Here is a 20,934-nt window from a genome sequence, read left to right on the forward strand (position 1 = left end):
TCAGGGAACGGTGTCCAGCAGCGCCTGAACCTTCACGTCGAGTTCCGTGAGGATTGCTTCGACATCCGAGTCGGCGGACTCGAAGATCTTGTAGTCTGCTTCATTTTCTACGATTGAGATATCTGTGAACTTGGGTCCGAATGCCCATCCGCCGCCGTGTTCGACCGCTTCCTGCACGAAGTATCCGTAGTTCGCGGGCCCCTGAGCTGCCTCTGCGGCGATGCGCTCCTCATCGGTGAGAAGCTCTGTAAGTACTGGAGCCCCGACGTTTGCAATGATGGTCTGCGCGTCGGGATCGAAGACGACGTACTTGATGAACTCCTGAGCGGCGTCAGGGTGCTTGCTGCTCGATGTCACGGAGATGAGGTCCGGGCCAGCATAGTTCGTTCCCTGGAACTCCCCGCTCGGGTTGGGCAGGATGTCCCAATCGAAATTCTCGACCCCTTCCCGGAAGACCCCCGTCATCCAACTCCCATTGAGAGTCATGGCCACTTGCTCCGTCACAAACGGATCCTTCTGCGCAGAGACGTCTTTGGGGTGAGGAGCCACCTTCTCGACGTAGATCAGGTCTCGGAGCCAGGTCTTGTACTCGATCATCTCGGGCGTGTCGTAGGTCGCAGTGCGACCATCGTCCGAGACGGGTGACGCGTCGAAGAGGGAGGCGAAGGCGACTCCGGGGCCCGTGCCAGGGATGGCGATGCCGTACATGTCATCGGTCGTCATCGCCTTCGCGGCGGCGACGAACTCGTCGATAGTCCACCCATCCTCGGGGACCTCCACGCCGGCAGCTTCCATCGCCGAAGTGTTCCCATAGATTGATCCGCCGACGAACCGCATCGGCAGAGCGTATGTCACATTCTCGCCATCGACCTCGGTCTGGCCTGACTTGAGGAGGTTTTCCGGAACCTTCTCGAAGTCCGCGGACAGTTCATCCAGGGCGATCAGCTGCCCGGCCTGCCCCAGCACGCCCGATTGGAATTGCATCCCGACCACGTCCGGCGCGGAGTTGCTGGCCATCTGCGTGTTCAGCTTCGTCCAGTACGACTGGTAGTCGAGCGGCTCGAACTTGACCGAGATATCGGGGTTCGCCTTCTCGAAGCTCTCGATAATGTCGTTCCAGACATCGACGTCGGGCCCGGCGGCCCACATCGAGAAGCGGATCTCGGTGCTGGTTGAGCCGCCCGATCCCCCTGATGTGGGGCTGCACGCCAGTAGCGTCGTTGCTACTACGGCCATCGCAGCAGCAGCAGCAAGCGCCCTCGACCGCTTGCTCTTGCTTTGACTGGTTCTTTTCATTTCTTCTCCTGCTTCCTTTTCGTGCGGACAACGTTAACGTCGACGCCGAGACGTGGCAGATCTGGTCGACTTGGGGGGTAAGTAGGGATGTCGCGGAATGCCTCCGCGTATTGGACCCCCAGTTCGCGTCCCCTCATCGATGCCTGGGACCGAATGAATTCGAGGTAGTCCATGCCGAATATGTGATCGAGCCAGGCCTTCTGGCTGACATGGGCTGCCGCCATTTCGATCTTTTGGTCCATCACGCTCGTGATGTCGACGTAGACGTCGAGTCCGCCTTCCAACTGGCCGATCGTGTCCATGGTGTAGAGCTTTGGTATCTCCGTGAGTGCGGGCAGGCGTGTCTCGACGAGTTTCACAGCCGCGGGAATGCGAGCATCCTGCGCCACCTGGCCCGCGATTCTGTGGTCGGGGTGGTAATCGCCCGTACTGTGGACGAGCATGATGTCTGGCCTGGCGTGACGGATGGCATCGATGAACACGGTTCTCGTAGCGCGGTCGTCGAAAAGCCACTCATCGTCGAAGTCCATCCAGATCAGCTCGGCGCCGATCACCGCGCATGATCGCTCGGCTTCGCGGCGGCGAAGTGCGGCTGTCTGGTCGCGGGTGAGAGTGGCCGATCCCACATTCCCGTTGGTCGCGATCGCAATGACGATGGAGTGTCCAGCCGCCGCGTAGAGTGCGAGCGTCCCGCCACAGAGGATGTCGATGTCGTCCGGGTGAGCACCGATCGCGAGAATCCTCATGCGAGCCTCACCGCCGGCTCGATGAACGGAGAGCGGAAGACGGAATCGCCGTCGATTGTTATCTCCACATTCACCGCATATCGACCCACGACCTCCTTGTTGATTGTCAGGCCGAGACCGGGTGAGTCTGGAACCCGCACGAGACCGTCGGCGTCGACGGCGAGCGTCTCAACCGTCAGGTCTCGCGACACTGGCTGCGAGTCGAGCGGGTACTCGCACCAGGTGGATGTCGCGTCGCCGACGTAGGGCTGGAGAGAGGCTGATAGCGCAAGGTGCGAGGTGAAGGTGTGGTTGAGGTAGGTGGCTCCGCGGTTCGCCGTTGCGCGGGCGACTCTGGAGGCCGTGGTGATGCCCCCGATGCGGCCGGCGTCGATCTGCAGGTAGTCGACGTTCGCGCTGTCCAGCATGTTGAGAGCCATTTCCTCACTATGGCTTCCCTCGCCCGCCGCGATCTTCACGTTGGTTAGTGCCCCGCGTAGTGTGCGGTATGCGCGATCGGCCCCGGGGATGAAAGGCTCTTCGAGGAAGAGTACGTGGAACTCCTCGAGAGCCGCGGCGCGTTCGATTGCTGGGGCCGGGTCGGAACCCCATGCCATGGCAGCGTCGATCATGAGTTCGGCCTCCCCGACGCCCTCGCGTGCGGCTGCCAGCTGGTCGACGTCATCCCGCAGGGACTGCGTTCCGAACCCCTGCCATCCGAATTTGACCGCCCGGAACCCGCTCTCGACGGCGCGCGCTCCCCTCAGCCGGGTCTCTTCAGGAGTGTCACCGAAAAGCACCGATGCGTACGGCCGTTTGCCCATCGATCGCTCCTGCCCGAGGAGTTTCCACACCGGCTCTTCGAATCGGCGACCGAGGAGATCCCACATCGCGATGTCGATTCCGGACAGCGTGTGCGCCGTCTGCAGCAAGTCGAAGGACCGGGCCCGAGTTCGCCGCGAGATCGCGTCGATATCCTCGGCGCTCTCGAGCTTCTCACCCAGAATTGAGCTCAGCACGGGATGGCATGCGCTGTGTGACATGGGAGCGATGAGACTCGCGATCGAGGTCAGGGGCGAGGCCTCGCACTCCCCCCACCCTTCGTATCCTCCGGCTTCGACGCGGACGAGCAGGACATCCTGGCTGCCGTCACCGACATCGAGCACCTCCGGCATCGCCAGGTAGAAGAAGTCGACGGCGTCGATGTGCATCGGAGGCTACCTCGCTGTTCCGTGGTTGGTCTGCGATGACGTGCGTTCGCAGTAAGTACAGATAACCGCAACACTACTTGTGTGTCAAGTGTCTCGTAGAATTAGGCAGTTCTGCCAACTCTGCCAACCAGGCCGCTGACTTGTACTACAGGTTGAACGAGCGGATTCCTTTTGCTGTTGCGCCGCCATCGACCACGATCGCCTGTCCATTGATGAGCGATGACGCCTCGGTCAGGAGGAATTCAATGACGGAGGCCACCTCATCCGGCGTTCCCATCCGTCGCATAAGGTGCAGTGACTCGTCTGCGGCTTGTGCCTCGGCGGGGTCATCGGCGCGTTCCCATTCGAGCCTGCACATGTCAGTGTCGATCGCACCCGGGAGGACGACGTTCGACCGAAGACCCGATGCGCCGTAGTCCACCGCGAGCTGACGAGCCATCGCCACGACGGCTCCCTTCGTCGCCGCGTAGACGAAGGCGCTCGGGAACCCGACCAGCGCATGGATGGAGCTCACGGACACGACTGACCCCCCGTCGGGCATCGCGCTTGCGGCGGCCGCGCATCCCAATAGCGTTCCGACCAGGTTCACGTCAACCTGGGGGCGGATATGTTCGAGCGTGATCTCCGATGCGGGCGCAGCCAACTGAATGGCTGCGTTGTTGACCCACCCCCGGAGGGGCGCCATTTGCGCGGCGGTATCGGCCGCTGCCGCATGCGTCTCCGGGTCGCGAACATCGCCGATGACTCGTGCGATGTTCGGGATCTCAGGTCCGCGGGGATGGACAATATCGACCGCGACGACGGACCATCCGGCACGCGCGAGTCGGATCGACGTCGCTCGCCCGATGCCGTTGCCCGCACCCGTCACCACTACTGACTGCGTCAACATTTCGGATCGTCTCTCTCGTGGCAATAGCGATGCCATATTCGCGCGGCGGTATAGTCACTGCCAACCTAGAGGTTGAGGCTCAGATCATGTCCAGACGATGTCGAACTCGGCGTGGGTCGAAACGATCTCGATGTGAACGGCCTCCTCCTGAGCGTCGTAGGTCCCCGCCGTCACGGTCGCAGCGCCACCTCCTCGCGGATGCGGCAAGCGTACCGAGATGGCGTCAGGGTGTCGATCCGGGTCGAACGAAGCGGAGAATCGAGCGCTGTTCCCGTCATCACTTACAGTCACGCAGGCTGAGACTGGTCCAAAGTAGCTGCGGACATTCGTGAGTTCGATGCGCTCCTTTGGGGACATCCAAGATCGGGGGATGCCGGAGAAGAACTTCAGATCGCGGCCGTCCTCGAGGTACAGCATCCACCTGGTCTGCATGAGGAACCATGCTTCCTCGTGTGTCTTGTGCGGGCTAGCGTGAAAGTAGTGTTCCCAGAACGAGTATGTTTCTCGGTCTGCCAACGAAGCGACCATCGTGAAGTAGGCGCGGAGAAACGCTCGGGGCTCTCCCCGACGCAGATGGACCAGAGGGTGGGGGCTGTAGTACGGCTGGCTGAAAGCTGCATTGTCGTGGAACGAGAGATCTGCGCTGTACTCCAGCATTTCTTGCGCCGTCGGCTCATCCGGTTCAAGTACCTCTTGCGCGATCAACCAGAGCGGTCCGATCAACGCGTCTCGCGTAGTGATCGTGCCGTGCGAGAACGCGGGCTCAGCGGTCCGTGCGAGCATGACAGGTCCAGGGTGCCCGGCCCAGGGTGGCGCCGTCCGCGACCATGTCCCGTCGCTGAGTGGCACGATGGGCGAGATGGCCATCGCTTCTGCAAGAGATGCTCGAATATCTTCTTTGAGATCATGAGCTGCTCTGGACCAGAGTGCACTGAGATCGGGGTCGATATCCTCGAACATCTCAGCGGCTCGCGAAAGCCCGAGGCATGCGAACCCGTTCAGCATGTAGGTGGCGAAGGGATCGTCGGGATCTGCGACTTTCCCGACGAGCAGCCCGTGCGGCTCGACACCTTCGCTCTGCTGGACGGCTCTCTGATCGAGGATGTAGCCGACGGCGCTCTCAATTGTCGCGCGTGAACGAGAGAGCCAGTCGGCGTCGCGATGGATCCGATAGTGCTCACCGAACGACCACAGGATCGCTTCGGTCTCCAGCATGTAGCCGTTGAAGTTTTGAATGAACCCATCGGGTCGTTGTTTCATTGAGAAATAGTCCAACGATCGGCTTGCGACGTCCGACCACCCCATCGAATCGAAGAACTGAATGATGGGCCCGCTTTCGGAGCCGATCGGGCTGTAGACGCCAATCATCGGCGCGAGCGGTGCCTCTGGTTCCGATCCGAAAGTGATGAGGTCCAAGTGGAGCAGCCCAGCGGAGATCATGTTCGCGATGCGCGGATCCGGAACCTTGATCGAAGCCGCTGAGGACAACTTGGCTTGCCAGTATCGGGAAACATCGGCAGTGATGAGATCCGTCGACTTCGCATAGAGCGCAAGCGCCCGCTCGGACGTCACCGGGGTGTGGGGAATTGCCACGTCAAGGGTTGCTTCTCCTCCAGGAGCGAGGAGCAGGGCCGTCTCCTCGTGCTCGGGGGCACGTCCGTTCAACTTTGCCACAGCGTAGATTCGACCATCCGCGAGAGCACCATACCCATCCGCGAAAACGTGGTCGATGAGAGTCTCGCCACCAAGCTTGTATGGAGCGGGCACGCCAAAGAACGCATGCCTTGCGACAGATGCGTTGTTCTCCGCTCGAATGCGCAGGAAGAGCACCGTCTCCTCCGCCGGCTCATACTCCCCTAGCTGAGCTTCGTACTCGGCCGTTTGGTCTGCCGTGAATGTGTGGCCACCAGCATGCCCGTCGGCGACCAGAGCGGGGGTCCCGAAGATCGGATTTTCGGCCAGCGACGAGACCTCCAAAGAAACAAACGCTGTGACGGTGTAAGTGATCTCACCATCCGGCACGCTGGCGACGAGGATCGGGAGGCAACCATCGACTAGCGACCGGGCGACGTCATGCTGCGAACTGATCCCTCTTCCGAGGTTATAGCGATAGTTCACGGGGTCACCGTCCGGGTCAAGCGTGACACCCTGCCAATGCCGAAGAGGCGTGACCCAGTTCGCCGAGCGCTCGGCGTCATTGACCGGCCCAACCCCTGCGAACCCGACCGAGAAAATCCTGTGATCACGTCCCAGACCGAGCCAGGTCGGCCCCGGCAGTGTGCGCCCGTTCGAAGCGGCAGCAAACGAATGCTCCTCAGATCCGAAGGACGCTAACGCCGTCTGCCTCCCCTTATCCTCGATACTCGACAACAAGGTAGCGAAGTCTGCCATGTTCTCGGCTAGAACGACGGCAGCTCCGACCCTGCGGACGAGCATCTGCTCTACTGTGTCAAGCTCGTCTGGCCAGAAGGAAAAGCCACCGTCAGCGGTGTCTACTCTGACGAGCTCGTGGGGGCGTGTCGACCACGACGCGAGAAATCGACCTGGCCTGACCTGATCGACTCGCTCCGCACCCCTCACCGTGGCGCGGGATGAGGGATCCTGCAACTCGACGGCAATCTCGTACATGTCGGCCTCTCGATGACGATGTATACGCCGAGGAAGTCGGCCATCAAACCGATGGTAGGCAAAGCCTACTTATGTGTCAAGTTCAGCAAACAAGCCCTATAGCGAGCGAGAAACACCTGCTTTACCGCTTTCTTGTATGAGAACCGATGTCATCGGTCGGGGTCACCGAGTCCGCGTTCGGTATCCGCTAGGTCCTCAACCATCGCTCGAGCCGCAGCCTCAGGATCGCCCGCCGCGATCGCGTCGCGAATGGCGATATGCCGATCGACGGCGACATCGTTGGTACCCCCATCGCGGAGGTAGCCATCCCAGACAGCCTGACGCGACTCCATGAGCAGCCCGGCAAGACCCTCAAGCACGAATCCGAAAACCGGATTCGCTGCGTTCGCGATCGTGCGGTGGAACTCGACGTCTGCCTTGAGCAGGTCAATGTCGTCCTTTCCGGAACGCATCTCACTCAAGAGATCTGACAGGCGCGCGATGATTGGTCCGTCCGGACGCGCCGCTGCGAGGCGAGCCGCGCCCACCTCGACAACCTCGCGAAACGCGTGGAGGTCTCGGAGGGACGCGCGTTCTATCGTGAACTTCGAGCTGAGTAGTGTGGAGAGCTGTTCCGCCTGCGGTCGCCTGATGACTCCTTCGCGTCCCTGACGCCTGTCGAGCAACCCCTGTCCCGACAGCTGCGCAAGCGCCTCCCTAATCACGGTGCGAGACACACCAAACTCATCAGCGAGTTTGCCGGTCGACGGTATCGAATCTCCATCGCTAAGGCCGATCTCGGCGAAATGAGCGGCGAGCCTTGCGGCGACGCGGTCCGTCATCGATGGCGCTGGCTCGCGTCCCGTGGGCAGTTGACTCATAGCGGTTCCTTCGGGTTCACGACGGGACTGTCGGTGACGGCTGAGGGTCGGCGAATTCAACGGGGAGAACCAGCCCTCATCCGTATCGCCAGTCTGCCGGATCTTCGGTTCTCATGCTCGGGAAGTCATTGGCTCTTTCGACGCCTTCGGGGCACCGACGTGCAGCTTGTTCTCTGTAGAAGGGTTCAATCGCGCCAGCGTATCCCGCAGCAGCGCAGAGAGCACCAGAAACGATCGTTTACGGTGAATCGATCGCCGACTACCACCAGGTGTGCAACACACCGAAGGCTGATCCGCCAAAACCCCTGCCGAAACCAAGCCGCGCCGGAACATCGATATCACGGTTTTCGGCGCGGTCGCGAGCGACACCACCACAGACGCTTTCACGCCCTATGTCCCGACTGCTATATCGCGAGCCGCGGACTCGACGGCGGCCGATCTTAGCTTTTGCGGGCATGTTCACGACCTCGCCTACGACTGCGTGAACCAGGGTGACGTCTCGAACGTGCAGACGATCCAGCCTCCGGATTGAGCCGACCAGTCGTAGCAAAGCAGCTACAGAGACGGCCCGACCCTCTGTACTTCGGTGCGGCGGGTTCGTTGCTGCTCAGGTGGGTGGGCCTGGGCGAGGTTCTGTACCCGGTGAAGGGCAGCACGGGCGCGGGTGGCGTCGATCTTCTGCGCCTCCGACTCGGCCTGCGCCCCAAGCGGGGACGATCCGGTGATCCCGTAGCGGTCGCGGTAAGCGGCGATGGTGCGGGCACCGTAGCGCCATCCCCGGGCCGCTCGTGCCTGCGTCGGTTGCGTGCCGAGCTTCGTGATCCACTCGTGTTTGTCTGTGAGTGCAGTGTCGACGAGCACGTCGGCACGCGCCTCGATGAGGTCGCGCCGGTCGGTCAGAGCCCGCCGCATCTCGGACGGCATGAAGCCTGTGGCCTCCGGGATGAGACCGGCGATCAGGCGCGGTGCCGCGCGGGCACGGCCGGCGCCTGCTGGGCGGGAGGTCGCGTTGGCGACGCGGTCGTGCAGGACGGCGGCGATGTCTTCGGCGTCTCCGAAACCGCGCGTTCTGACTAGGTGTGGCAGCAGGGTCTCGATGTCGTGCTGGTTCGCTTCGGCCCGTCGCAGCTCGGCGGTGAGTGCGCCGAAAGCCGGCGAGGCGATCGCGTCCTCGGCGCCGTTGCCGCTGAGCCCGGAGGATCGGATGAGTGCGGCCCAGCGGTCGTGCTGTGCGGCGGTGGCTAGGGTCTCGTATTCGGCGGCTAGCTGCGCGATCGAGGTCCAGGTGTCCTGCTCGGCGGTGACGGTCTCGTGCGCGGAGAGTTCGGCACCTGCGTGCTGCAGTACCCCGAACAGCACCGACCGTGCGGTTGCCTCGGTGTTGTCGCCGGGGTGCGGGCCGTCGTGGGCGGGGTCGGGCTTGTCGACGGCGACGTAGGCGATGTTCTCTTCGCGGCCGCGGGTCATGGCGACGTAGAACGTTTCCTTGGTCATCGACGCATCCGCGAGAACGTGAGAGGAGTTCACCGTGATGCCCTGCGCCCGGTAGGAGGTGACGGCGTAGCCGAGGTCGAGGTGCTCTGTCACGTACCCCGCCGGGACTACAACCGTCCCGCTCCACCTGCGTCCGGCGCGGCGCAGGGTGAGGGCACCATGGTGGTGGACCTGGGTGATCATCCACCGGTCGCCATTGCGTACCCAGGATCGCCCGGCGCGCAGGCGACGGTCGTTGCGGCGGGTGATGACGGTATCCCCGACCGCGGCGCGGGAGCCGTCGTGCAGCTCGACGTCGCGGCCGGGGTTCACCGTGCCGTCAAGGATCAGATCAGCCCGCGCCCTGTTGTTGAGCGCTTGGACGGATTCGAGGGAGTCGGTCACGAGGACACTGGCCCGACCGGCGAGGGAGTCTGCCCGCCAGGCGGTGTAGGCGGCGTCGATCATGTCCTCGGTCTCCCCGCCGATCACACGGGAGTGCTTGGCGTAGGTGTCGATGACCTCGGTGCGGCCGTGCCGCAGGTCGAGGGAGGCGGTCTTCTCCCATGGGTTGACGAAACGGTGCACGTCGACCAGCTCGGGGATGTCGTCGCGGTCCTGGACGAGGAGAGAGAACGCGCCGCCCGCGGTGACGGACTGGAGCTGGGCGTGGTCCCCGACCAGCAGCACCTTCGCCCCGGCCTCCGCCGCCAAGGCCGTGATGCGGTCGAGGGAGAGCGTGCCCGCCAGCGATGCCTCATCGACGATGACGAGCTGGCCCCTGCGGAAGGTCTCCCCGGTGCGGTCATGGATGTCGAGCCACTTGGCGGTGTTCTCCGTCTGGATGCCGAGGTCATCGGCCAGGACCTGCGCTGCCGCCGCAGACGGCGCGAGCCCCACCACGCTGCCGCGCCCGTGTTCCTGCTCCCACGCCCACCGCAACGCCGACATCGCGGTCGTCTTCCCCGCACCCGCCGGACCAACCAGCACATCGAGCATCCGCCCGGAGACCGCGATCTTCGCCAACGCGACCGCCTGGTCGTCACCGAGCACGTGACCCTTGCTGTCGGGGCGCTTGGTAGTCCATTCGACGGTCGTCAGCGGCACGGTCGGGGCGGTGGTGGTGCGCGCGCGCTCGAGAAGGCGATCCTCGGCGGCCAGCAGCACCTCGGACGTGAACAGTGCCGAGTGCTTCGGCCGGAACACGCTCGTGCCATCCCGCCGGCGGAACGCTGCCGGGCTGGACGCGAGCTCGGGCGGAGTCAGGCGCAGCGACGCGGCTTCGGCGGCGTCGACGACCAGTCCGATGACGGCTTCTCGATCTGCGGTCGTGGCGAACCGGTAGCTCATCGTCTGTCGCGCCGCCTCGGCGGTGAGGTTCCAGCGGTGCCAGGTGGAGCGCTTCTCACCGACCGCGGTCACCACATCCTGCCCGAGCAAGGCGATCACATCGAGGGGCACGTCGTCGGCGCGCAGCAGCAACGGCTCATCGTTCACCGTGACGGTGCGTGCCCACGCGGTTGCATCCGCCCCGAGCACTTGTCTGGCGCGTTCCCGCCAGGAGGTGGTGAGGTCGGCCAGCGACCGTACCTTTTTATCGGGCCGGGTGGAGAGGGTGGCTTGGGCGCGGAGCTTCATGATCGTCGTCGATGACGGCCGCCGCCCGCGCGTCGCGATGTATTGGCTGATGAGGCGATCGGTCTCGGTGTCGATGCGCCGGGCCCGGGTGGAGAACTCCTTAACCAGCGCCTCCGGCACCGCGGCGACCGCCCACGCCGGGTTCCGGTCGCGGCCCCTGTCCCGCGCCTCCCACGAGACACCCAGCACCCGGGTCAGATGGTCAGCGAAGACCGCCTCGTGCAGTTCGGAGAGGGCGACCACGGCGGCGTGCATCGGCCCCCCGTCCAACGCCCGCCACTTGTTGTCGAGGACGGTCTGCACCTTGTTACTGATAACGACATGCGTGTGCAGGTGCGGATCACCCGCCCTCGAGTCGTAGTGAGCAAATGCCGTCGCGACCAAGCCGCGGACATCGACCTGCGCAACCGCACCGTCACGGCCGGTTGCACCGGCGCGGGTGGCTGCAACCTCCCGCTCCATGAACGCAACCACCTCCCCAACCGCCGCATGGTGCGCGTCCGCGATCACCGCCTGTGTCCCGGCATCCGCGACCGCCCACAACACGCTCGCGGACTTCGGGATCGAGAACGTGAAGTCGTACCCCGCCACCGCCCTCCGCGTCCCGCGCTCGGACTCCTCCGCCTCGATCGCGGCGACGGCCTCTGCACGTGAAGCGCGCCCGAGGGCTGGATTGAGTGCCGCGGCGCGTTCCTCGATGCGCTCGGCAACGCTCCGGTATTCGGGGTAGGCGCGGCCGAGCGGATCGCCGGTGATGGGATCACGGCCCATGCCGACCAGGAGCTGGAGCTGAGCTTCGGAGACCTGATCGCCCACGTTGATCCGCCCGCCGCCAAGCGTGGCGACGCCCGTGCCGAGCCAACGGCCTGGCGGTGTGCCCTCAGCGTTGTAATAGCGCGTCAACGCGGTGGAGAGAGACCTGTCGCCGTCGCCGGCCGCGACGGTGCGCAGCAGATATTTGTATCCATCGCCCGCGCTCATCACGCGCATCGACACCGTCATACGTCCGCCCTTCTCCTCCTGCTCACGAGGTGAGCAGCAGCCCGTTGAAAGCGGGCTCACCCTCGATCTGCAAGAGGCGTGGCAGATCTTGCGCCGGACGGTGGCAGGGTCGTGGATCCAGCAAGGTCCAATGGCCGAGATGGGCTGCTTTCTGAAGGACGTGCGTGTGGACGCCGGCTGATCTCAGCGCGACGCGTACGAGCATCTCCTCGGCGAAGTTGCCTCCGAACACGGATGGGGCGTGGAAGTAACACACATGACGAGCGATCGTTCGGAACCCTGGCGACCCCCGCCCCGGCTCATCGAGATTCATTCGACGCGTTCGACTTGCTGCCGTCACCGGAGGTCGAGGCTCGCAAGATGGTCCATGACCTCAACGCAGGGCTGGCTGAGTTCGCGAGCGTCGCTGAGGCGCTCGAAGAGGCCGATGTATTCCGGGGGCGGCTTGCGGTCGATGCGAACGATCGTGTGCTTGCGAGAACGGTGCCGCAAAATTTTCGGCACCGTCATCGTTGCGTCAAGGCCACCGGCGTCTCCCCCTTAAGGTACGCCGCCGCCCCCTGGAGTCAATAGCGGCACGTCAAGGAGGGGAACGCAGCGAATGAAAGCGCTGGCAAGACGTTCCCCCGTGGGCAGGCAAGCGCGAGCGGGCTTCCAGAGATACGTGGGAGCGAAGCGTACACCTGTCCATCGCCGGAACTGTTGTCGCGCCTCGCCACCGGGCAGTCGCGATGTCGGCCACGAATGGTGTCGCACAAGATAGGAGAATGCGATGAGCGCGGATCACAGTACCGACTCGCCTCGGATGTTCCTCTCCGAGGAAGAGGCGGCAGCACAGCTCGGCATCCACCGCACGACGCTGCGCGCGTTGGCCTTGGATGGCCGGTCCCCCCCTCGAGCCCGTCAATCTGACCGCGCATAAGCGGATCTACCGTCTCCGCGATCTCGAACGGCTGGGCGGTGTATCAGAGTGAGCATCGAGATCCGGCGGACTACGGCCGGTAGGCCCTACTACGTCGTTCGAGTCAAGTCCGGCCGCCGGCTAGTGGCCTCGAAGGCGTTCGATATCAAGCGAGACGCAGAGATATGGGAACGGACACAGAAGCACCTCGTCGAGACAGGCCGCTCCTTGCCTCCTCCTCGCACGTTCACCCTCGGGAAGCTTGTCACGCAGTTCAAGATGGCGCGCGCGGGCGGGAACCCGCACAGTGTCGACACCGATGTGAATAACCTGAACACGCTGCCCGCGAGCCTGCTCGACCGCCCGCTTGCGTCCATCAACGCCAGCGACATCCGCGCTCATCTGCTCCGGCAGCTGCGGGCGGGCAAGAAGCCATCCACCGTCGCGCGGGCAAAGACCACGCTGAGCGCCTTGTTCACCTTCGCCGCTGCTGAAGGTCTTCTGCATCAACCTCACCCGGTGCGCACCATGGCGCGGATCCCCGAACTCGCAGCACCCACGCTGCGTCCCGTCAGCCCACATTCCATCCCCACATCGCGGATCGTTGCCTCGGCTCTCGCCGACCTCCGTGGGCGCCGCTCGGATATCGCTGATGTCTTCGAGTTCCTCTCGCTAACTGGACTGCGCTGGGGTGAGCTCCGCGCTCTCCGCACGAATGCGCTGTCGGATGTTCCGCTTCCGCAGTTGATTGTCGAGCGCTCGCACTCCGATGGCTACGAGGAAAAGGAGCCGAAGTCCTGGCGTGGTGCGCGTCTGATCCCACTTTCCCCTCGAGCAGTGGCCATCTTCCGCGAGCATGCGCACGGAAAGCCGCTAGACGCCTACTTGTTTACTAACCGTCGCGGCGAACAGCTGAGCGTGGGCGTCGTCCGCAAGTTCCCTCTCGGCTTCCGCCGCCACGCTCTGCGCCACTACGCCGCATCCACCTGGTTACGGCTGGGAACACCCGTAAACGAGGTCGCCGAGTACCTCGGCGATGATCCGCGCACCGTGCTTGCGGTATACGCCCACGTACTGGGGGACGACCAGCGGCGCGCGCACCTGCGACGCCTCACGGCTGCCGAGGAGCATCCCTTCGAGCAGCGTCGCGCTCAGCGCTCCCCTAACGATCGCCTTCCGGGGCTCGGCAGCTGACACTCCCCCAGCGACCTCGCGCGGAGCTAATGCACCGGTCCGCCGCTATCTGAGAGCCGAACGGCCTCGGCGGCCCAGTCGAACAGCGACGTTCTCGACGCTTGGAGCGCCGCAAATGGCGGCGGCTCGTGCAGTCCGTGGAACCCGTCATCCGATCGGGGGACACCTGGGGGACACTTGGCGGCCGAAACGCGGCATTCACGTCAGATTGACCCCACAACCCCGGAACCAAGAAATCCCCGCCTGAGCGGGGATTTTCGCTGCGGAGACGAGGGGATTTGAACCCCTGGTCCCCGTGAGGGGACTCCACCTTAGCAGGGTGGTGCACTCGGCCGGACTATGCGACGTCTCCAGGCATCCGACCCGAAAGCACGGATGCACCTAGCCATCATAACGGCTCTGCGCGACGGGCACGAACCGAGGCGCCGCTCGCGCTCGGTGGTCCGCAGCGGGTGATCGTCCAGTCCATGTTCTGCACGCGTCGAGCATAGGGAATACCGGCTCGAACGATTTGAATTGACCCCATCGTCCTCGGCGAAGCGAACGCCGCACGGACAGCACCGGCAGAGGTACAGAGGAGTATCCATGAGCATCACGGTCCAGACCGGAGCCTGCGTCGGCGCCGGCCAGTGCGCACTCGTCGCACCCGACGTCTTCGACCAGGACGACGACGGCATCGTCCTGCTGCTCGAGCCGAACCCGGAGGGCTCCGACCTCATCGATGCCACCCGTGCCGTGCGCCTGTGCCCGGCTCGCGCCATCACCCTGACGTCGCCATGACCGCACCCGCACGGGTCGTCGTGGTCGGCGCATCGATCGGCGGACTCACCGCCGCCGAGACCCTGCGCCAGGAGGGCTTCGACGGCGAGATCATCCTGCTCGGCGACGAGTCGCACCTGCCGTACACCCGCCCTCCGCTGTCGAAGCAGATCCTCCTCGGCGAGTGGACCCCGGAGGAAGCGGCCATCCGGACGACGGCCGAGCTCGACGACCTCCGCATCGACGTGCGCACCGGCTGCGCGGCCATCGGGCTCGACGTCGACGCCCGCGTGCTGCAGACCTCCGACGGTCCGCTCCCCTTCGACGAGCTGGTCATCGCGACCGGTACCGAACCGCGCACGCATCCGCTGCTCACCGACGCTCCGACGCTGCGCACCCTCGAGCATTCGGTCCAGCTGCGCGAGCGCCTGCAGACCGCGCGTCGCATCGCGGTCGTCGGCTCCGGCATCCTCGGTTCCGAGATCGCCAGCGCCGCACGAAAGCACGACGCGGAAACACTCCTCCTCGGGCGCTCGGGCTCACTGGGCTTCGGCGGGGTCGGCCGGCTCCTCACCGACCGGCTGAGCAGCCTGCACGAGGACCACGGCGTCGAACTCGCGCTACGCGCCGACATCACCGCCGCCACCCCGGCAACCGGCGGAGGTACCGAACTCACCGTCGACGGCACCACCCGCTCCTTCGACCTCGTCGTCGTCGTGATCGGCGGAACGCCGCGCACGCGGTGGCTCGACGGTTCATCCCTCGACCTCAGCGACGGCGTCGCCTGCGACCGTGCGGGCGCTGCCGCCCCCGGTGTCTGGGCGGTCGGCGACGTCGCCGCCTGGGCCGACCCGGTGACCGGCGAGCACGTACGCGTCGAGCACCAGAGCAACGCGATCGAGCAGGCGATCGCGGTCGCCTCCCGGCTCACCCACGGTGCGGAGAGCCCGCAGCCGGTCCCGTTCTTCTGGTCCGAGATCCACGGCACGCGCATCAACGCCTACGGATGGTTCGACGCGCAGCATCCGCTGATCGACACGACGACGGATGCCGACGCCAAAGGCGCCGTGCTCGAGAGCCGCGACGCCGCCGGCCACCTCCGCGGCGTCGTCGGCTGGAACGCCTCGCCTCGCGACTTCCGCACCGCCCGCACCGCCGTCGTGACCTCCGCCCCTCCTGTCCCCCAACCCTGAAGAAGGTAGATCGATGACGATCCCCGCCGGATGCCCGTTCCACGCCCGCTCCCTGCCCGGAGACGGCACACCCCTCGCACCGTCGCCGCAGCTCGCGGCCTGGCGGGAGGAGGCGGCGTTCATACCGCTCGACTTCCAGGACGGCCACGAGGGCCTCGTCGCCACCCGCTACGACGCCGCAGTGAGCGTGCTGCAGGACCCGCGCTTCAGCATGCGCCCCGGACGGATGCCGGTGGGCCCTGCCGTCGAATCCCACGGCACCGGGCACGAGGGCGCCCAAGAGGGCACCGCCGAGACCGCCGCGGTCCCTCTCGAAGCGCCCGGCGAGCTCGACGAGGCAGGACAGCGGTCGGACGACCTCAATCTGCTCAACCTCGACGGCGAGGAGCACTCCAAGCTCCGCCGCGCAGTGACCGCGCGCTTCTCGGTGCGCCAGGCCCGCGCGCGCGAGCCGTGGATCCGCGGCATGATCGCCGAGCAGATCGCGCGGCTGCGCACCCTGGGAGCCGAGGTCGATCTGTGGCGCGAGTACGCGATGCCCATCTCGGCGCGCACCCACTGCCATGTCATCGGCATCCCGGAACACCACTACGAGACCTTCGTCGCGCTGTTCGTGGAGGAGTCCACGGCGCAGCAGAAGTACGACTTCATCCGCGCTCTGCTCGAGGAGCGCCGCAGCTCGCCCGGCGACGACGTGATCAGCGACCTGCTCGCCCACCCCGATCTCGACCGCATCGAGGTCGAGGGAGTGCTGCGACTGCTCATGGGCGCCGGTCGCGATTCGGTGGCGTACCTGATCGCCACGGCATCCGTCGCTCTCCTGACGAATCCCGACCAGCGCGCGATCCTGCAGAGCGAGCCGGAGAAGATCCGCCCGGCCGTCGAGGAGTTCATGCGGGTCGGAGCGATGTTCGTGACACTGTTCGCGCGCACCGCGCTCGAAGACGTCGAGGTCGAGGGGACGACGATCCCGGCCGGAACCTCGGTGTCGGTGTCGCCCGTCTCCGCCAACCGCGACCCTGCGCACTGGGGAGCGGATGCCGAGACCTTCGACGTCGAGCGCGACGCGTTCGGACACCTCGGCTTCGGCTACGGCATCCACGGCTGCATCGGCCAGCAGGTCGCCCGGGTCGAGATCCGCGAGGCGATCACCGCGCTCCTCGAGGCCTTCCCCGCCATCGAGCTCGTCGACGCCGAACAGCTCACCCCGCAGCCGTTCGCGCACCCCGTCGCCGTCTACGAGGCAGGGAGCGTGATCGCGCGTCTCGAGCCTGTGTCGGATGCCGCGAGTGAACTAGCATCGGCGAGATGACGACCCTTCGCCCCGACGATGACCCGGTCGTCGTCGGGGCGAACTGGTACCGGTTCTCCTCTGGCGAGCGCATCGTCAATCCGCATGTGAAGAGCGTCTCGTTCGTCTGGATCGTGAGCGGTGGCGGTGAGATCCGCGCCGGCGGCCAACGCTTCGCCGTCGACGCCCAGCACGTGCTGCGCCTGCCCTGGAACCACCACGTCGAGTACCGCGCCCACGCCCGCGGTCCGTTCCACATCGGCACCCTGCACGTGGTCCCGCGGCATGACCGGGATGCCGCCGTCATCCCGCGAGTCGCGCACCTGCCGGGCGATCCGCTGCTCGACGATCCCGCTCGCAGCGGCGATGCCTCCGCCTTCCGCCCCGGGCTCTCCTCGATGCGCAACGCCGCCGCCCGCCGCATCACCGAGTTCGGCACCATGGCGATCGAGCGGCTCGGCGAAGGCGGCTTCGACGAGGACTACTTCCGCGCGCTCGGCCGCCTCATCCTGCTCGAGAACGAGGCCTGGGCAGACACGCACGTGCAGCAGGCGACGCTCCCCGGGTCGCTCGAGCTGATGATGACGTTCATCCGCCACCACATCGCCGAGCCGCTGACCGTGGCGCGCGTCGCGGAGGCCGCCCGCTGCAGTGAGACCACTGCGCAGCGCCTGTTCGTGCGGCATACGGGCGAGTCCACCCAGGCGTGGATCCGGCATCACCGCCTGCGCGAGGCGAGCAGTCTGCTCCGCACCACCGGCCTGCGCGTGAGCGAGGTCGCGCAGCTCGTCGGCTACCCCGATCCGCTGTACTTCTCGCGCGCGTTCCGGCGTGCCTACGGCGTCGCTCCCAGCCAGTTCGCCCGCGCCACGCTCCGCCCCTGACCGCCGTTCGCGAGCCGCGGGAAGCACCCTGCTCGTCCAGTCCATGTTTCGGTGTTCCGGTGCCCGCCGTGGAGCGGCCGCGATCCGTAGATTCGACAGCAGAGTCGCGCAGTGTCGGCTGCGCCAGAGCGTGAAGGAGCGCACCTGCACATGACGGTTCATCGGCGTCGGTTCGGACGCACAGGGTGGGAGATCAGCGAAGTGTCCTTCGGGGCGTGGCAGCTGGGCGGCCAATGGGGGCCGGTCGACGACGACGCCTCCGTGCGGGCTCTTCTCGAGGCCTACGAGCGAGGGATCAACTTCGTCGACACGGCGGAGATGTACGGCTCAGGGCACAGCGAGGAGGTCGTCGGGCGTTCGCTGCGCGAGTGGCAGGGCGAGAAGATCTTCGTCGCCACCAAGTTGCAGCCGACGGCCTGGCCGCATCCGTCGGTCGACGATCCCGACATCGCCGCCGCCTACCCGCCCGAGTATCTCCGGGCGCAGGTGGAGCAGTCGCTGCGCCGGCTCGCCGTCGACCGGCTCGATCTGATCCAGCTGCACTGCTGGATGCCGGGCGGCATGCACGACCGCGCCTGGCTCGACACCCTTCGCGCGCTGCAGGCCGAGGGCAAGATCGACCGGATCGGCGTCTCGCTGCGCGACTACCGCGCTGACGAGGGCGTCGAGATCGCCGGGTCCGGCCTCGTCGACTCGATCCAGGTCATCTACAACATCTTCGAGCAGCGACCGGAGCACGCGCTGTTCGCCGCCGCGGCCGCATCGGACACCGCGATCATCGCCCGGGTGGCCCTCGATTCCGGTTCGCTGAGCGGCGCGTGGACGGCATCGTCCTACGACGAGTGGGCCGAGGACTCGGTGCTGAAGACGATGTTCCGCGGCGAGCGCTTCGCCGAGACCCTCGAGCGACTGGACGAGCTGAAGAAGGTGACCGAGGCGCACTACCCGGGGCTCGACGAGGCGGCCGTGCGCTTCGTACTGGACCGCCCCGAGGTGTCGACGGCGATCGTCGGCATGACCTCGCAGAAGCGCATCGCGCGCAACCTGTCCTTCGCGGATGGCCAGGGGCTGGTCGACGGGCTCCACGAGAAGCTCGCGCCGTTCGAGTGGCAGAGGAACTTCTACGTATGACCACCTCATCGACAGCCGCCGTGGAGCGGCTCAGCCCGCAGCAGATCGAAGATCGCCTCGCGATCGCGCCGGTCGCCTATCTTCCGCTGGGCTCGTTGGAGTTCCACGGTCCGCACCTGCCGATCGGTCTCGACGCGCTCACGGCTTACGGCATCTGCCTCGCCGCGGCCGAGCGCGGCGGGGGCATCGTGTTGCCCGCGTACTACCAGGCGGTCGGCGGGGAGCACAGCCGGTACCCGTGGACGATCATGAGCGACAACCCGGATGCCATCGAGGCGCTGCTGGGCGAGACCCTGCTGCGGCTGTCCGAGCTCGGCGTGCGTCGCGCCGTGATCCTCAGCGGTCACTTCGCCGACGAGCAGCGCGACCTCATCACGCGTGTGGCCGAGCGCTGGAACGGCGGCCGCTCGGAGCTGTCGGCCGTCGCCCGCACCCTCGGTCAGGCGCCAGAGCCGCCGGTCGCGCCCGACCACGCCGGACGATTCGAGTCGCTGCTGCTGCACGCGATGTCACCCGAGCTGGTGGATGTGAGCGTGCTCCCGGACGCCGACGCGTTCCCGGCCCCGGCGGACGAAGACCCCTACGGACAGAACCGCCACGGCGCCGAGCATCCGCTGCACGGCATCTTCGGCGCCGACCCGCGCCGCCTCGATGTGGAGAGCGCGGCTCCCCTGTTCGAGCACCTCGTGCACTGGACCGGGGGGCTGGCGGAGGACGCGTAGCCCCGCCGCACGCCGGAAATCATGCACACGAAGAGGCGCCCGGTCGGATTTCCGACCGGGCGCCTCTCTCGTCGTTCTCGACTCAGAAGTCGAACTCGCCGATGTTCTCCTTGTCGAACACGTACGGGTCACCGAGCAGCACGGTGGCGTCGGGACCGACGGTGAACGAGCCGAGCTCGCCCGCCTCGAACTCGTCGCCTTCCTTGCCGGTGATCTCGCCGGTGATCAGCGCACCGGCGGCGTAGGCCGCGAGAGCACCCAGGTCCTCCGGGTTCCACAGGGCGAACGAGGTGACGGTGCCGTTCTCGACATACTCGCGCATCTGGTTCGGGGTGCCGAGACCGGTCAGCGCGACCTTGCCCTTGTAGTCCGAGGTGGACAGGTAACGGGCGGCGGCCGAGATGCCGATCGTCGTCGGCGAGATAATGCCCTTCAGGTTCGGGTGCGACTGCAGCAGCGCCGCCGTCTTGTCGAACGAGATCTGCTCGTCATCGTCGCCGTAGACGGTCTCCACGAGGGTGATGTCGGGGTGCTCGGAGGCGAGCAGCTCCTCCATCTTGGCGATCCAGTCGTTCTGGTTCGTGGCGTTGGCCGTCGACGACACGATCGCGATCTCGCCGGCGTCACCGATCTGCTCGGCGATGAGGTCGACCTGGATCTTGGCGATGCCGTCGGCGGTCGCCTGGTTGACGAACAGGTCGCGGCATCCCGGCTCGGTGTCGGAGTCGAAGGTGACGACCTTCACGCCGGCGTCGCGAGCCTCGTCGAGTGCGTCGCAGATCGCCGTCGGGTCGTTCGCCGAGACGACGAGCGCGCCGACACCCTGCTGCGTCGCGGTGTTGATGTAGCTGACCTGCGCATCGGGGCCCGACTCCGCCGGACCGACCTCGGCGAAGGTGCCGCCGAGGTCTTCGACGGCTGCCTTGCCGCCCTTGCTCGACGTGTCGAAGTACGGGTTGCCGAGGTTCTTGGGCAGGAAGGTGATCGCGAGGTTGTCGCTGCCGCCTTCGGACTCGCCGCCACCGCCGCCGCCACCGGAGCCGCCGGTGTCGGCACAGCCGGACAGTGCGATCGCCGCAGCGACTGCCATCGCGGCGACCGCCGCCACACGCTTGTGTGCAAACTTCATTGTTTCGT

General features: G+C 65.9%; 16 protein-coding genes and 1 tRNA gene. 7 read left to right on the forward strand and 10 right to left on the reverse strand.

What is annotated here, in order from left to right; all coding sequences use genetic code 11:
- The 8 genes from QFZ21_RS08715 to QFZ21_RS08750 all read right to left on the reverse strand — a co-directional run bounded on the left by QFZ21_RS08715 (window position 1) and on the right by QFZ21_RS08750 (window position 12,232).
- On the reverse strand, window positions 1-1,296 hold the full coding sequence (locus tag QFZ21_RS08715) for a sugar ABC transporter substrate-binding protein (RefSeq protein ID WP_307376754.1): 1,296 nt from the start codon (window positions 1,294-1,296) through the stop codon (window positions 1-3).
- Window positions 1,293-2,042, reverse strand: coding sequence for a PIG-L deacetylase family protein (locus tag QFZ21_RS08720; protein WP_307376755.1), 750 nt, complete (start codon window positions 2,040-2,042; stop codon window positions 1,293-1,295). Before QFZ21_RS08720 ends, QFZ21_RS08715 begins: the two co-directional genes overlap by 4 nt.
- A complete protein-coding gene (locus QFZ21_RS08725; RefSeq protein ID WP_307376759.1) occupies window positions 2,039-3,232 on the reverse strand; it encodes a mandelate racemase/muconate lactonizing enzyme family protein in 1,194 nt (397 codons plus the stop codon). Before QFZ21_RS08725 ends, QFZ21_RS08720 begins: the two co-directional genes overlap by 4 nt.
- 145 nt (window positions 3,233-3,377) lie before the next feature.
- Complete coding sequence (locus QFZ21_RS08730) at window positions 3,378-4,121, reverse strand: SDR family NAD(P)-dependent oxidoreductase (RefSeq protein WP_307376761.1); 744 nt, start codon at window positions 4,119-4,121, stop codon at window positions 3,378-3,380.
- Between the two features lie 84 nt (window positions 4,122-4,205).
- Window positions 4,206-6,749, reverse strand: coding sequence for a hypothetical protein (locus QFZ21_RS08735; RefSeq protein WP_307376763.1), 2,544 nt, complete (start codon window positions 6,747-6,749; stop codon window positions 4,206-4,208).
- Between the two features lie 149 nt (window positions 6,750-6,898).
- Window positions 6,899-7,609, reverse strand: a complete 711-nt coding sequence (locus tag QFZ21_RS08740; RefSeq protein WP_307376765.1) for a FadR/GntR family transcriptional regulator — start codon at window positions 7,607-7,609, stop codon at window positions 6,899-6,901.
- Window positions 7,610-8,164: 555 nt separating this feature from the next.
- Window positions 8,165-11,722 (reverse strand): MobF family relaxase, encoded by a 3,558-nt coding sequence (mobF, locus tag QFZ21_RS08745; RefSeq protein WP_307376768.1) that lies wholly within the window; start codon window positions 11,720-11,722, stop codon window positions 8,165-8,167.
- 336 nt (window positions 11,723-12,058) lie between these two features.
- Window positions 12,059-12,232 carry a hypothetical protein gene (locus QFZ21_RS08750; RefSeq protein ID WP_307376771.1) on the reverse strand — a complete coding sequence of 58 codons (174 nt, stop codon included), beginning with the start codon at window positions 12,230-12,232 and terminating at the stop codon, window positions 12,059-12,061.
- A gap of 460 nt (window positions 12,233-12,692) precedes the next feature.
- Here QFZ21_RS08750 and QFZ21_RS08755 point away from each other — a divergent pair, with 460 nt between their 5' ends.
- Complete coding sequence (locus QFZ21_RS08755) at window positions 12,693-13,817, forward strand: tyrosine-type recombinase/integrase (protein ID WP_307376774.1); 1,125 nt, start codon at window positions 12,693-12,695, stop codon at window positions 13,815-13,817.
- A 263-nt stretch (window positions 13,818-14,080) separates the two neighbouring features.
- Here the strand turns inward: QFZ21_RS08755 and QFZ21_RS08760 are convergent.
- A tRNA-Ser gene (locus QFZ21_RS08760) sits at window positions 14,081-14,169 on the reverse strand.
- A gap of 164 nt (window positions 14,170-14,333) precedes the next feature.
- On the opposite strand from QFZ21_RS08760, the gene QFZ21_RS08765 reads away from it, so the two are divergent.
- The 6 genes from QFZ21_RS08765 to QFZ21_RS08790 all read left to right on the forward strand — a co-directional run bounded on the left by QFZ21_RS08765 (window position 14,334) and on the right by QFZ21_RS08790 (window position 19,797).
- On the forward strand, window positions 14,334-14,597 hold the full coding sequence (locus QFZ21_RS08765; protein WP_307376776.1) for a ferredoxin: 264 nt from the start codon (window positions 14,334-14,336) through the stop codon (window positions 14,595-14,597).
- A complete protein-coding gene (locus QFZ21_RS08770; protein ID WP_307376778.1) occupies window positions 14,594-15,769 on the forward strand; it encodes an NAD(P)/FAD-dependent oxidoreductase in 1,176 nt (391 codons plus the stop codon). The genes QFZ21_RS08765 and QFZ21_RS08770 overlap by 4 nt, the downstream gene beginning before the upstream one ends.
- 13 nt (window positions 15,770-15,782) lie before the next feature.
- Entirely contained in the window at window positions 15,783-17,081 is a 1,299-nt protein-coding gene (locus QFZ21_RS08775) for a cytochrome P450 (RefSeq protein ID WP_307376781.1), read from the forward strand.
- Entirely contained in the window at window positions 17,078-17,944 is an 867-nt protein-coding gene (locus tag QFZ21_RS08780) for an AraC family transcriptional regulator (RefSeq protein WP_307376784.1), read from the forward strand. The genes QFZ21_RS08775 and QFZ21_RS08780 overlap by 4 nt, the downstream gene beginning before the upstream one ends.
- 150 nt (window positions 17,945-18,094) lie before the next feature.
- Entirely contained in the window at window positions 18,095-19,075 is a 981-nt protein-coding gene (locus QFZ21_RS08785) for an aldo/keto reductase (protein ID WP_307376787.1), read from the forward strand.
- Window positions 19,072-19,797, forward strand: coding sequence for a creatininase family protein (locus QFZ21_RS08790; RefSeq protein WP_307376790.1), 726 nt, complete (start codon window positions 19,072-19,074; stop codon window positions 19,795-19,797). The genes QFZ21_RS08785 and QFZ21_RS08790 overlap by 4 nt, the downstream gene beginning before the upstream one ends.
- Before the next feature lie 82 nt (window positions 19,798-19,879).
- On the opposite strand, the gene rhaS is transcribed toward QFZ21_RS08790, so the two are convergent.
- On the reverse strand, window positions 19,880-20,926 hold the full coding sequence (gene rhaS, locus QFZ21_RS08795; protein WP_307376793.1) for a rhamnose ABC transporter substrate-binding protein: 1,047 nt from the start codon (window positions 20,924-20,926) through the stop codon (window positions 19,880-19,882).
- Between the last annotated feature and the right edge of the window lie 8 nt (window positions 20,927-20,934).

The organism is Microbacterium sp. W4I20 (assembly GCF_030816505.1).
GTDB lineage: Bacteria > Actinomycetota > Actinomycetes > Actinomycetales > Microbacteriaceae > Microbacterium.

Excerpts from the sequence above, each read along its gene's own strand:
- QFZ21_RS08715 (WP_307376754.1), bottom strand. The coding sequence starts at position 1,296 with ATGAAAAGAACCAGTCAAAGCAAGAGCAAGCGGTCGAGGGCGCTTGCT.
- QFZ21_RS08720 (WP_307376755.1), bottom strand. The coding sequence starts at position 2,042 with ATGAGGATTCTCGCGATCGGTGCTCACCCGGACGACATCGACATCCTC.
- QFZ21_RS08725 (WP_307376759.1), bottom strand. The coding sequence starts at position 3,232 with ATGCACATCGACGCCGTCGACTTCTTCTACCTGGCGATGCCGGAGGTG.
- QFZ21_RS08730 (WP_307376761.1), bottom strand. The coding sequence starts at position 4,121 with ATGTTGACGCAGTCAGTAGTGGTGACGGGTGCGGGCAACGGCATCGGG.
- QFZ21_RS08735 (WP_307376763.1), bottom strand. The coding sequence starts at position 6,749 with ATGTACGAGATTGCCGTCGAGTTGCAGGATCCCTCATCCCGCGCCACG.
- QFZ21_RS08740 (WP_307376765.1), bottom strand. The coding sequence starts at position 7,609 with ATGAGTCAACTGCCCACGGGACGCGAGCCAGCGCCATCGATGACGGAC.
- mobF (WP_307376768.1), bottom strand. The coding sequence starts at position 11,722 with ATGACGGTGTCGATGCGCGTGATGAGCGCGGGCGATGGATACAAATAT.
- QFZ21_RS08750 (WP_307376771.1), bottom strand. The coding sequence starts at position 12,232 with ATGACGGTGCCGAAAATTTTGCGGCACCGTTCTCGCAAGCACACGATC.
- QFZ21_RS08770 (WP_307376778.1), top strand. The coding sequence starts at position 14,594 with ATGACCGCACCCGCACGGGTCGTCGTGGTCGGCGCATCGATCGGCGGA.
- QFZ21_RS08775 (WP_307376781.1), top strand. The coding sequence starts at position 15,783 with ATGACGATCCCCGCCGGATGCCCGTTCCACGCCCGCTCCCTGCCCGGA.
- QFZ21_RS08780 (WP_307376784.1), top strand. The coding sequence starts at position 17,078 with ATGACGACCCTTCGCCCCGACGATGACCCGGTCGTCGTCGGGGCGAAC.
- QFZ21_RS08785 (WP_307376787.1), top strand. The coding sequence starts at position 18,095 with ATGACGGTTCATCGGCGTCGGTTCGGACGCACAGGGTGGGAGATCAGC.
- QFZ21_RS08790 (WP_307376790.1), top strand. The coding sequence starts at position 19,072 with ATGACCACCTCATCGACAGCCGCCGTGGAGCGGCTCAGCCCGCAGCAG.
- rhaS (WP_307376793.1), bottom strand. The coding sequence starts at position 20,926 with ATGAAGTTTGCACACAAGCGTGTGGCGGCGGTCGCCGCGATGGCAGTC.